Origin of the sequence: Treponema bryantii, from assembly GCF_900113965.1 — a bacterium.
Classification (GTDB): Bacteria; Spirochaetota; Spirochaetia; order Treponematales; family Treponemataceae; genus Treponema_D; species Treponema_D bryantii_A.
This window is the reverse complement of the sequence record NZ_FORI01000009.1, coordinates 23,847-36,130: the sequence shown is the minus strand read 5'-3', so window position 1 is coordinate 36,130 and position 12,284 is coordinate 23,847. Positions and strand designations below refer to the sequence as shown.

General features: G+C 41.2%; 12 protein-coding genes and 1 tRNA gene. 6 read left to right on the top strand and 7 right to left on the bottom strand.

Features of this window, described 5'->3' with window-relative positions:
• Window positions 1-75 precede the first annotated feature (75 nt).
• Genes BM161_RS11680 through BM161_RS11670 form a run of 3 tightly spaced genes read left to right on the top strand, consistent with a single transcriptional unit; the run spans window position 76 to window position 2,567 of the window.
• Complete coding sequence (locus BM161_RS11680; RefSeq protein ID WP_143090558.1) at window positions 76-753, top strand: MBL fold metallo-hydrolase; 678 nt, start codon at window positions 76-78, stop codon at window positions 751-753.
• A gap of 48 nt (window positions 754-801) precedes the next feature.
• Window positions 802-1,398, top strand: a complete 597-nt coding sequence (locus tag BM161_RS11675) for an SAM-dependent methyltransferase (protein WP_074932905.1) — start codon at window positions 802-804, stop codon at window positions 1,396-1,398.
• Complete coding sequence (locus BM161_RS11670) at window positions 1,395-2,567, top strand: M23 family metallopeptidase (protein ID WP_244882830.1); 1,173 nt, start codon at window positions 1,395-1,397, stop codon at window positions 2,565-2,567. Before BM161_RS11675 ends, BM161_RS11670 begins: the two co-directional genes overlap by 4 nt.
• A 96-nt stretch (window positions 2,568-2,663) precedes the next feature.
• On the opposite strand, the gene BM161_RS11665 is transcribed toward BM161_RS11670, so the two are convergent.
• Window positions 2,664-3,221 (bottom strand): GNAT family N-acetyltransferase, encoded by a 558-nt coding sequence (locus tag BM161_RS11665; RefSeq protein WP_074932904.1) that lies wholly within the window; start codon window positions 3,219-3,221, stop codon window positions 2,664-2,666.
• A 128-nt stretch (window positions 3,222-3,349) separates the two neighbouring features.
• On the opposite strand from BM161_RS11665, the gene BM161_RS11660 reads away from it, so the two are divergent.
• A complete protein-coding gene (locus tag BM161_RS11660) occupies window positions 3,350-4,771 on the top strand; it encodes a lyase family protein (protein ID WP_074932903.1) in 1,422 nt (473 codons plus the stop codon).
• 136 nt (window positions 4,772-4,907) lie between these two features.
• Here BM161_RS11660 and gpmI read toward each other — a convergent pair whose 3' ends face one another.
• The 3 genes from gpmI to BM161_RS11645 form a co-directional block, all read right to left on the bottom strand.
• Entirely contained in the window at window positions 4,908-6,563 is a 1,656-nt protein-coding gene (gpmI, locus tag BM161_RS11655) for a 2,3-bisphosphoglycerate-independent phosphoglycerate mutase (RefSeq protein ID WP_074932902.1), read from the bottom strand.
• Between the two features lie 292 nt (window positions 6,564-6,855).
• Complete coding sequence (locus BM161_RS11650; protein ID WP_074932900.1) at window positions 6,856-7,425, bottom strand: hypothetical protein; 570 nt, start codon at window positions 7,423-7,425, stop codon at window positions 6,856-6,858.
• Window positions 7,426-7,459: 34 nt separating this feature from the next.
• Window positions 7,460-7,939: a hypothetical protein gene (locus tag BM161_RS11645; RefSeq protein ID WP_143090557.1), complete on the bottom strand. Its 480-nt coding sequence runs from the start codon at window positions 7,937-7,939 to the stop codon at window positions 7,460-7,462.
• Window positions 7,940-8,084: 145 nt separating this feature from the next.
• On the opposite strand from BM161_RS11645, the gene BM161_RS11640 reads away from it, so the two are divergent.
• On the top strand, window positions 8,085-8,363 hold the full coding sequence (locus BM161_RS11640) for a helix-turn-helix transcriptional regulator (protein WP_074932897.1): 279 nt from the start codon (window positions 8,085-8,087) through the stop codon (window positions 8,361-8,363).
• A 63-nt stretch (window positions 8,364-8,426) separates the two neighbouring features.
• Here the strand turns inward: BM161_RS11640 and BM161_RS11635 are convergent.
• Window positions 8,427-8,500 (bottom strand) — tRNA-Ala (locus BM161_RS11635).
• A 150-nt stretch (window positions 8,501-8,650) separates the two neighbouring features.
• On the opposite strand from BM161_RS11635, the gene BM161_RS11630 reads away from it, so the two are divergent.
• The gene (locus tag BM161_RS11630; protein WP_177206239.1) at window positions 8,651-10,351 is read left to right on the top strand and encodes a hypothetical protein; all 1,701 of its coding nucleotides are present in this window, start codon (window positions 8,651-8,653) and stop codon (window positions 10,349-10,351) included.
• A gap of 1 nt (window position 10,352) precedes the next feature.
• Here the strand turns inward: BM161_RS11630 and BM161_RS11625 are convergent, their stop codons facing one another.
• Window positions 10,353-11,540 carry an ABC transporter permease gene (locus tag BM161_RS11625; protein WP_074932894.1) on the bottom strand — a complete coding sequence of 396 codons (1,188 nt, stop codon included), beginning with the start codon at window positions 11,538-11,540 and terminating at the stop codon, window positions 10,353-10,355.
• A 58-nt stretch (window positions 11,541-11,598) separates the two neighbouring features.
• On the bottom strand, window positions 11,599-12,276 hold the full coding sequence (locus BM161_RS11620; RefSeq protein WP_074932892.1) for an ABC transporter ATP-binding protein: 678 nt from the start codon (window positions 12,274-12,276) through the stop codon (window positions 11,599-11,601).
• Between the last annotated feature and the right edge of the window lie 8 nt (window positions 12,277-12,284).

Sequence of the window (12,284 nt, the reverse complement as noted above, 5' to 3'; positions counted from 1 at the left end):
TACGTCGCTACGCTCCTCGCAATGACGACAATGCTTCGTCATTGCGAGCGCAGCGAAGCAATCCATATAATTAAGATGCCTTTAATCCAAATTACCCCCGAAATCTCTTATCTCCCCTCAGTTGAGACTCCAATCTCAAGCGATGTGGTTTTTATAAAACCGGAAGGCTCTGAGACAACCTGGATTTTCGATGTGGGGACTACTTCGGAAGCGGCAGAAATCATCAATAATATGGAAGGGAAGAAGAATGTCGTTATTTCGCATTTTCATCCCGACCATATTCTGAATCTTCTGAAAATCAAATACGATAATCTTTACGTTACAAAATACACAAAAAAATATACAAGGGTAGGAACAATTGTTGATTCGGACCTCGAGTTTTCCGACGGTATAAAAATCTATCCCTTTCCTTCGAGCCATTCAAAAGGTGCTCTTGCTCTGGAATATAAAGATTACGCTTTTCTTGGAGATGCCACCTACTGCCATTTCCGCCTGAACGCCCGCGAGTATAACGTTCAGCTTCTGGAGCAGATGATAAAACGGATGGAACAGAGTAGTGCACCAAACTTCTGCCTGAGTCACGATAAAGATTTTGTGCAGCCCAAAGAAAGCGTACTTCGCATCTACAGAAAAATCCTTGCCCGCCGAAAGTCTGGGAACCCCACAATCAATGTAAATGATTTCTTTAATGATGACGGCGGTGTAAAAGAGAGTGAAGATTCACTTGGAAACAACGTAAAGGTCAAACTTTAATACTCTAATTTTGTTTAAATAATCATTTTTTAATGCCGATAATTAATTATGCCTAAAAACAGTTACGAAAAACCTGATTACTGGTCTCAAAAAGCTTTCTCAGAAGGATATCCTGCGCGTTCAGTATACAAGCTCAAGGAAATTGACGAAAAATTTGGAATGATTAAGAAGAATTATACCGTTCTGGATTTGGGATCTGCTCCTGGCAGCTGGACTACTTTCTTACTGCGCAAAATGGAGGGAACCGGCAAGGTTGTTTCCTGCGATTTGAATCCTCTTTCAAAGTCTGTAAAAGGTGATAATCTTCTTTTTATTCAGGGCGACCTTAATGCACCTGAAATCCGTAATCAGATAAAGGAAGCCGGTCCATACGACCTTGTTGTATGTGATGCTGCTCCAAAAACAACAGGAAATCGTACTGTAGACACTGCCCGTAGTGAGCAGCTTGTTGAAATGGCTATATGGTATGCTCAGACAATGCTTAAAACTGGTGCAAATTTCTGTGTAAAAATCTTTCAGAATGGAGATCAGCAGAGACTTTTAAAGCTTATGCGTGAAACCTTTACTTCTGCAAAAGGTTTTAAACCAGAAGCCTGTCGTGCAGAATCGTTTGAAACTTATCTGGTGGGGATTAGTAAAAAATGAGTGATAAAATAGGTGAAAAATCGTTACTGAAAAAGTGTGAAGCTACAATACAGGCAGAAAAATATGCTGCTGAATCCTCAGAAAAACCGGCCGCAAAAAAGTGCTTTATTTCTGAAAAGATACAGTGTATAATTAATAGATTGGTAAAAAGTGTTGTTATGAGCTTTAAATCTAATTCAATACAAGTTGTATGCCTCTCTGTTCTCGGTTTTTGTGCCGGTGTATTCCTTACTTGTGTATTGATTACAGCACGCAGACCTGATTCACGCCATGGTGTCGGAGGTCTTGAAACTACCGCCGAGCCTGAGTACGAGGAAAACCTTTCATCACTCCTTGCTTCTGTTGAAAAAGATATAAGTGCCGAAGATGCTGCCCTTGCAGAGGTAGATTCTGTAGTTGATACAGCTTCTTCAATTGATTCGGATTCTTCTGTAATTACATATCAGACATATCGTGTTAAATCTGGTGATATGATTGGCTTTATTGCTGATGCTTTTGATGTAACTCAGGACACAATTATCAGTGTAAATAACATTAAGCAGAGCCGTCTTATTCAGCCGGGACAGTATCTTAAAATTCCTTCAATGCCTGGAATCATATATACAGTAAAGAAAAACGGTGAAACTCCTGCTACTATTGCAGAAAAATATAAGGTAAATGCCGAAAAGTGTGCAAGTGCAAATTATGTAAGCCTTGATACAGAACTTAAGGCTGGGACTTCACTTTTTGTTCCTGATGCTGAGCTCGACTGGGCAACTCGTCAGGAAATCAATGGAGATCTCTTCAAAAAGCCTCTCCATGCCCGCTACTGGCTTTCATCTAACTACGGCTGGCGTAATTCTCCATTTAATGCGGGTTCACGTACCTTCCATGGTGGTATTGATATGGCAGTTTCTCAGGGAACTCCAATTTACGCTGCTCTGGACGGAACAGTTTCTGCAGTTGGATACAACGCAACTTACGGAAACTATGTAATTATTACTCACCACTCAGGATATAAAACCCTCTACGGCCACATGAAGTCTACTGCGTGCCGTAAAGGTAATTTCGTTTATACAAACACTGTAATCGGATATGTAGGTTCAACAGGTATGAGTACCGGTCCACACCTCCACTTTACAGTTTATAAGAACGGTAAAACAATTAATCCGCTTACAGTATTGAATTAGGCTACAATCGAAGAACCGTTAAAAACAAAGCGCAGCAGCGCTTTGTTTAGGTTCATCGGAAGAATGCCTCAGAGCGAGATTTATCGAGTGACTTTCTTATCTTGACAACTTCTTCTGCATCATATATTCATCAAGCAAGGTTCCGTCTTTCAGGCAGATTGCAGAAGGACGGCGACCGATGATTTTGAATCCCATCTTTTCGTAAAGGGCGCGGGCACGAGTATTTCCTTCAACAAAATCAAGTTCAAGAATCTGAACATATGGCTTATTCAACGCAAGTTTTTCCATCTCTTCAAACATACGGGTGCCGATTCCGAGATTCCAGTATTCCTTGCACAGTGCAATTGCAACACCTGCGCGGTGTCTGAGTTTTAATTGAGAGCTGAACTGAATGCCACAGTTACCGGCAACTTTTCCATCTACAAGGCAAAGCAGCATGGCTTCATCTTCAGAGGCATTCTTACGCTCAAAAAGAGCTTTTTCTGCTTCGTAGGTATATTTATCGCATTCTTCCGGGTAACGTAAAATAAACTCGGTTTCGCCGGCAGAAATTTTAAGATATTCAATTACTCCATTGATATCTTCTTCACGTGGGGAAAGAATGGTTGCAGTGCGGCCGTCTTTCAGTTTAAAGTCAAAAGGTTTAATAGTCATAGTTGTACCTCACATAATAAAAATTTCTGCCAGATCATACGACCGGCGTTATTATATTTTGACATCTTAAATATATTTAAAGATTTGTGCAACTTCCACATATCTGTAAAATTCGCTATAATCTCGCTATGGAAACACGAAACATTTTTGAAAACCTTTCTTGTATCGATCACAGATACTCTTTGTCGGAAGCCGATGCATTTGCCGGCCTTTCTAAGTACATTTCAGAAGAAGCTTCTATCCGCTCTTGTGCAAAATGTGAAGCTGCTCTCGTAAAGGCTCACCTTAAACTTCGCGGAAAATTGACTGATGAAATTGCAAAAACTCTTGATGATGTTGCTGCAAACATTGATCCTCAGGAAGTTTACACAGAAGAAGAGAAAACAAAGCACAATATCCGTGCTCTTGTAAACGTAATGAAGACTAAGGTTGATTCAGAAATCGGACCTCTTATCCATCTTGGTGCTACGTCGGTTGATATTCTTGATACAGCCCTCAGCTGCCGTATGCGTGATGTAACACAGAACGTCGTACTTCCAGAACTTAAGAAACTTGAAAATTATCTCTGCGACATTGCAGAACGCGAATGCGCTACACCACAGGTTGGCCGTACACACGGACAGCATGCTGTTCCAATCACTTTCGGATGGAGCATTGCTGAATTCGTTAGCCGCCTTGGAAAGTCAATTCTCCGCATTGAAGAATTGTCTAACCAGCTGGTAGGAAAGCTTGCCGGCCCTGTAGGTTCTTACAACGGACCATCTATGATCGTAAAAGATCCAGAAGAACTCGAGCGCACATATACTGAATTCCTAGGCCTCACACCATCTGAATATTCAAATCAGCTTGTTGAACCTGAATACGTTCTCCGCCTTTTGCTTGAGATGAACGTAGCATTCGGAATTATCGCAAACCTTGCTGATGACCTCCGCAACCTTCAGCGTTCTGAAATTGGTGAAGTATTCGAGTACTTTGCTGCAACTCAGGTTGGTTCTTCAACAATGCCTCAGAAGAGAAACCCATGGAACAGCGAGCACGTTAAGTCTTTGTGGAAGGCTATGTGTCCACGCGTAATCACTTTCTATATGGATCAGATTTCTGAACATCAGCGTGACCTTACAAACTCTGCTTCACAGCGCTTTATTGCTGATTATGTATCAGGCTTTACAATGGCAGTTGCCCGTATGAACAGTGTTGTTAAGGGACTTCAGGCTGATAAGGAAGGCATGGCACGTAATCTTGAAAATGCAGGTGGAAAAGTTCGCGGTGGTGTTTTGGCTGAACCTGCTTACATCCTTCTTGGCGAAGCAGGCTACAACGACGGTCACGAAATTATCCGTAAGATTACTCTCGAAGCAGAGCAGAGCGGAAAGACTTTCTTCGAAGTTCTCAAAACTCACGAAAAAGAATATGCAGACATCACAGCCCAGCTCGAAAAGCTCGGCGTTGAGAATCCTGCAAACTTCTTCGAACATCCAAGCAACTACTGTGGACTTGCTGCAGTGAAGTCTAAGAGACTGGCACAGAAGTATCGCGAATTGTGCAAATAAGTTTTACGTTAAATAAAAAAAACGGCGGTGGTTGAGTGCTCGCGAAGCGAGTGTATCGAAACCACTGCCGTTTTTTTCAGTGTAAACGGTGGTTTCGATACGCCCTTCGGGCTACTCAACCACCGTATTTTTTAGTTTACTTCAAGTTTACCATTGACTTATCATAATCACTTGGTGGAACGAATCCCATCAAAGTCATCAATGTTGCAGGCCAGCTTGAAATACCAAGACCGCTGTTGAGTTCAAGTTCGTATTCTCCCTTGTACTCTGGGTCGTAGATGATGCCAGGAACAGGGTTGAGCGAGTGGCTTGTCTTTGGCTTTGGTTCGCCGTCTGCGCCCATAGCTACAGAGCCGTCCTTCTTGTGCTCGTACATATCGTCTGAGTTACCATGGTCAGCTGTGAGACAGAGGATACCGCCTGCCTTTTCAATAGCTGTCTTAAGACGGCCAAGCTGAAGGTCCATACCTTCCATAGAACATACAACAGCGTTGAATACACCAGTGTGTCCTACCATATCACCGTTAGGGTAGTTAAGGCGGATGTGGTCATATTTTCCGCTTTCAATAGCCTCAATTACCTTGTCAGTAATTTCAGCACACTTCATCCATGGGCGCTGCTCGAAAGGAACAACATCAGATGGAACTTCAATATATGTTTCAAGATTCTTGTCGAATTCACCAGGGCGGTTACCGTTGAAGAAGTAAGTAACGTGACCATATTTCTGAGTCTCAGAAATTGCCATAAGATGAACACCAGTCTTTGTAAGATATTCGCCCATTGTGCGGTCAATGCTAGGTGGGTTTACGAGGAACTGAGCCGGCTTGTGGTTATCACCATCGTATTCCATCATACCTGCATATTCAACAGCAGGGCGGCGTACGCGGTCAAAGTGAGTAAAGTTATCCTCTTCGAAAGCAGCAGTAATTTCAAGAGAGCGGTCACCGCGGAAGTTGAAGAAGATTACAGAGTCGCCGTCAACGATTGGTCCAACAGGCTTTCCGTCTTTAGCGATAACGAACTCGTGCATATCCTGATCCAGAAGACCATCGTTTTCCTTGCGGTAAGTATTGATAGCTTCTGTAGCAGAAGCGAACTGACGGCCATCAGCCAAAACGTGAGCGTGCCAGCCGCGTTCTACCATAGACCAGTCTGCACCGTAGCGGTCCATAGTGATGTACATACGTCCACCACCAGAAGCAATCTGATAATCAACATCGCTGAACTCAGCAAGGAATTTTTCAAGAGGCTCAAAATATTCAAGAGCAGATGTAGGAGGAACGTCACGTCCATCAAGAAGAGCGTGAACGCGGAGAGTCTTAATGCCTTCCTTGTGAGCCTGAGTAATCATAGCCTTAAGGTGGTCAATGTGAGAGTGAACGTTACCATCAGAAACAAGACCAATAAGGTGGAAAGTAGTTCCCTTGTCCTGAACATTCTTTACAAGCTTCTTCCAGGTAGCGCCTTCGAACATGCTGCCAGAAGCAATAGATTCACCAACAAGCTTAGCACCCTGAGCAAAAACGCGACCACAACCCATAGCGTTGTGACCAACCTCAGAGTTACCCATATCATCATCAGTAGGAAGACCAACAGCAGTTCCGTGAGCCTTGAGCTTAGTGTGAGGGCAGTTAGCAGTAAACCAGTCCAGGTACTTCATTTTAGAAGCCTTAACAGCATCTCCCTCTTCATACTTACCATATCCAACGCCGTCCATAATAACCAGGACAACAGGACCACGACGACCCTTCCATTTAGGGTTCTTTTCCAATGCATGCATTGTGTCTGCCATATATTTATCTCCTATAAAATATTACAACTTTTAGCGTTCCCAGCTGCCCGGTAGGCGGCCGTTGATAAATAGCAAGCCGTTAATAAAATTGCGAATAGCAATTTTTAGGCTTACCTTCTGATTTACTCTTATAAAAAATAATATTTCTTCAATAATATAATGAATTCTTCGAGTTTTTACAACGAGGCTAAAAAAATAAGAAAAGTGCTGATTTCGAGTTATATAAAAAATAAAAAGCCGCGTTCCATAAAATGGAGCGCGGCCTGAATTACTTATAACTTCCGTTTAGAAATTAGAGTTTTGTAAAGGTGAACGAAGCTACTTGAACTGCAGAAGTATCATATGAACTTGTGCTGCTATTATAAGTGTTATAAGTATAAGTATTAGAATAAGTAAATGATGGATCGTCAAAAGTACCGTTAAATACTGTTGAGTCAAACTGTTTTATGCCATCTTTTTTTACTGCTGTTACAAGTTTACCATTTAAAATGCCCATATAATCTATACCGAGATTATTCTGGCCGATGCTTTTAGTTGGGGAATAGTTATATGTATATGTAGAGCGAGAGGTTACATAACTGCCATTTTCATCAAATAATGTAATGCTAATGTTTGAATAAACATCCAAAAGATTAGTATCTTCAGTTGGCTTAGTATAACCGTTGAATGTGGCTTGACCAAGGACTGTGTAAGTAGTATTTCCATCTTTTAATGTTCCGGAAACACTATATGTATAATCGTAATAATCTGTATAATGATCTACGACATTTGCATCTATAACTTCAGCCTGTTGTTTACATGCAGAAAGACTCAATACAACTGCAGTAAAGAGTACTGCTAAAAATATATTGTATTTTTTCATTAGAAATCTCCTTAATTAATTATTGAAAGTATAATTACAATCTTGTGAAAGTAAGATCCATTGCACTCTCATAAATATCACTTGTATCAACTTTGTATGAGAATGTACTGTCAGTTGGGCTACCAGTGAAGTGGGCAGAAACATCATGCAATTCTAATCCATTGTCTGTATTTAATATTGTTATACACCATTTTCCATCTTTCTTATAGAAGGTTTTGCTAAAATATATTTCAGAGTATGATGTGCTTCCATCAGTTTTTCCATAAAGATATCCAGATATTGTATATTTATCAGTATTTGTGTCTGTGTCTTTATGATAATTCCACGAAACTTCTACAAATGCATAATCAACTGTATACTGTGAACCAGCATAATTATATGTTCCTGTAGCAGTACATTCATAGCTTGCACTACTCTTATAATAGTCCACGATATTTACATCCTGAGGTCCTTCAGCCTGTTTACAAGATGCAAGTCCAATTACTAATGCTCCAACGAGCATTCCCAAAAACAATTTTGTGTTTTTCATATAAAACACCTCTCAGATTAATTTTTTAAGCTTCATACGAAGTCTATTATAACAATACTTTAGTATTTTAGAAATGTCAAATTTTGAAATACTATAGTAAGTAATATTTTGACAAGACGATGGTGTTAAAGTGCTTAGCGAAAGAATAAAAGAATTACGAATTGCAAGGGGAATGAGCCAGGTGGAAATTGCAGAAAGACTGGGCGTTTCTAAGCAGAGTGTATCGAATTGGGAAAATGATAATATACTTCCTTCTATTGATATGCTTATTAAAATTGCACATCTTTTTTCTGTAAGCACTGACTTTCTTTTAGGCGAAGATGAACGCCAGTATCTTGAAGTAACAGATTTAACCCAAACACAGATGAGTCATATTCAGCAGGTTATAGATGATATTCGCAATGCCTGATCACTCTTAAAAATCTCAAAGGGCAAAAAAAAGACCTGAAATCCAGTGATTTCAGGTCTTAAGTGGAGAATAGGGGGCTCGAACCCCTGACCCTCGGCTTGCAAAGCCGATGCTCTAGCCAACTGAGCTAATTCCCCAAGGAATAAAAAGATATTACAGAATTTTGATTTTTTATGCAATAGGTTTTCGGCATTTAGGCAGCGTTTGTGAGAAAATCACAGTTGCGAATATGGGTGTTATGGCTTATAATAATAATGTTATAGACGTTTTTACAGGAGATGATGCATATGAGTGATGGTTTGGATCCAGAGATTGCAGCACTTTTATCACAGTCGGGAGGAGATGGAGCCGCTGAAAGCGCCCCTGTAGAAACTCCAAAGGCTTTTTCTTTCAGTTCTTCAAAATCCAGTTCGGCAAGTACAGCATCATCATCTTCTTCAAATAAATCTGTTCATGATGTTGATTTGAGCCGCAAGGAATTTGAACCAATTGAACAGTTTACAAACGAATTCCCTTCAGAAGTATTTAACGACACAACATATTATAAAACTGCACTTACTGGTGAAAATCAGTCGGCACAGCGTGTACATCAGATTCTTTCAAAGTATCTTACCTGTCAGGATCCGAAAGACCGTGCTGTTTACCGTCAGCAGATTGTAACTTCGTACTGGGAGCTTCTCCGTGGTATGGTTGGAAAAATGGGATACCCTGACACTCCAATGCCAAAGAAGATGCTCGTGCGTTACGGAGTTCTTCTTCCATCTCTTTTCAAACAGGAACAAAAAGAGTTTTTCTCTAAGGTCTTTCTTGAAAACCGTGAAGCAGAGCCAATTCTTTATGTTGATGAGTGGTTCAAAGAAATTGCTTCAGGCCGAATGGGCAATTCTGCAACCGATGAAAAGAAGCAGGTAAAAACAGCCAATATGACTCCTGATCAGGCTGCTTCTGCTGAACAATCTCGACTTATGCAGCTGCAGTCAAAGAACTCGGGAAAGCTGCAGAGTACAGAAAACATTCTGAACATCAAAGAAAATGAGCGCCGCATGCTTGAAGGCGAGCTTAAGCGTGATATAGAAGATCTTTGTGAGCACAATGCAGTCCTTGGTCTTGATAATCATGCAGCCGGTTATACTGAAATGCAGAGAAAGCTTTTGCCTGAAATTACAGATATTCTTCATCGTCTTTCAAAGAATGATAAGGAGCTTTCTAAGGTTCTTGAAGAATACAAAGAGGCTAAAGCTACTTACGATAACGTTCAGGACAAGATTAATCAGGGTGGTGGAGCTGCTGCGGCAACTAACGATACAGAAGCTGTTAAGATTGAGTTTGAAACTGTACGTCAGATGGCAAAGATGACAGTTGGACGCCGTGGTAATCAGTTCCCGATTTTTACACGCGAATTCTACCATTGTACAGAACGTGGTACTGGTACCCGTGAAAATGTAATTGATGTACTTCGCTGGATTGAAAGCCTGGATCCGGGTGTATTCCATCGAATCCATAAAAATATTCCAAACCGAATTGTTCCTTATGTTCTGCTGGTTCCAACTTATGGCGACCGCGGATTCTGTTGGGAACCGTTTGACCGCTATAACCGCGTAACAAGCCGTGGACGTATTGTTGTTCCAATGTATCCTAAAGACCTTAAGATTGCGGTTCTTACTGCAGTTGCTGATTTAAGATGGCAGGTTGCTAAGGAAAAGGCTTCTTATTACTGGATGGAGGAAGGTCTTACAGGACAGTATTACCAGCACTTTGACCAGATGAAGCTGAAGGGTGATGTAAAGGAATTCTTTATTGAAGATTACATCCTCTGGATGACAAAGGAATCGACTGGTGTTCAGCGTCTTGATAAAGATGTTCGCGGAATCTTCTGGCGTAATATGCCGTTCCCTAAGGAACTCAAAGAAGAACTCCGCAAACGCTCACTTGTTTATGATGAGCTTTGTAAGAAGGATGCCAACCGCGAGATGTCTGACGGATACTGATTTATTCACCACTCAGTGCAATTACAGGATCCAGCTTTGCCGCACGGCTGGCTGGGTTCAAACCAAAGAATATTCCTACAAATACCGAGAACACAAACGAAATTATGCAGGCATTTACACTTATAATCAGTGCATTTGACTGAACATATTCTACCGCAAGAGCTACAATTATTCCTACAATAATTCCCATTATTCCACCGAGAAGAGTAATGCTTGCTGACTCAATCAGGAATTGCTGTCTTATATCTGCAGGGCTTGCACCAAGTGCTTTTCTGATTCCAATTTCCTGGCGGCGCTCAGTTACAGTTACAATCATAATGTTCATAATTCCAATACCACCAACCAGAAGCGAGATTGCGGCAATGGCACTGAGCATTACACTCATTGTGCTGGTGATTTCGCTCATCTGCTCAAGCATAGACTGCATACTCATTACGTTTACAGAATATTCAGAGCCAGTCTTTTCTGTGTAGTAGCTTTTGATTTCAGTAGCAAGATTTACAGCCTTATCAGCAGAAGTTGCCTGAACCATAACGGTTGCTGCAGTAGGATTGGGTGTAATCTTTTTTGCGTAAAAACCGCGTGGAATAAAAGCTGAGCCGTTTTCCATACCGGTAGTCTGTTCCTTCAAAACACCGATAACTTCAAAACAGAAAGTTGTTTTACTTGCAACAAGAATCACCTGTTTGCCAACGGCATCTCCGTCCGGGAAATAGTTTTCGGCAGTATCATGACTCAAAATGATTTTCTGAGTTCCCTCTTCGTTATCAGTTACAGTAAAGAAACTTCCTTTTTCAAGTTCAAGATTGTACATCTCAAGATAGCCGGTTTCAATTGCACTGCAGTTTACTGAAGAAGAAGTTTCTCCGTAAGTCATAGTTACGTTCAGCGAGTTTTTGTACCAGATTTTTTTGATGTTCTTGATATTATCAAAAAGGTCTGTACGCGCAGTTTCATCAAACCGAACAGAAGAAGAAGAGCCGCGGCGGCTCATAAAGCCTGCGCTTACACTTACAACATCAAGACCGGCACTACCAAAGGTATCCTGAATCTGTTTTGTGGAACTGCTTCCCATACTTGTGATTACGATTACAGAAGCAACACCAATGATTACACCAAGCAAAGAAAGGAAGGTGCGGGTTTTATTACTCTTGAAATTTTTAAAAGCATTTATGAAGTCTTCTAACATAAGGTCTCCTGAATAATTGTGATTTCGATACGCCCTTCGGGCTACTCAATCACCGGTGTTACTCCGTTACAATCTGTCCGTCGAGAATGCGGATACAGCGTTCAGTGGATTCTCCAATTCTCGGGTCATGGGTTACGATGATAATGGTAGTGTTCTGTTCTTTGTTGATTTTACGGAACATCTCCATAACCTGCTTACCTGTTTCTGTATCAAGAGCACCGGTAGGTTCATCAGCAAGAAGAATCTTTGGCTGAGTTACCATGGCGCGGGCAATTGCAACACGCTGTTTCTGACCACCAGAAAGCTCATGAGGCTTGTGGTGAATACGTTCTGCAAGACCAACCGACTCAAGAGCCGCAAGTGCCTTTTCATGACGGGAGTTACGGTCTACCTTCTGATATTTTAAAGGTAGCATTACGTTCTCAATTACATTCATTGAAGAAATAAGGTGATACTGCTGGAATACGAATCCGATAGTCTGATTGCGAAGAACCGAAAGTTCCTTCTCAGACATCTTTGCAGTTTCCTTACCATTAATCTTTACGATTCCAGAAGTAGGGCGATCCAGACAGCCGATCATATTCATACAGGTAGATTTTCCAGAACCCGAAGGTCCCATGATGGAAACAAACTCTCCCTGTGAAATGTCAAAGCTTACTCCACGGAGCGCACGTACTTCGTTATCTCCCATGATGTAGGTTCTTACTACATCATGTAAACTAACTACGCTATCCATAGACTGCC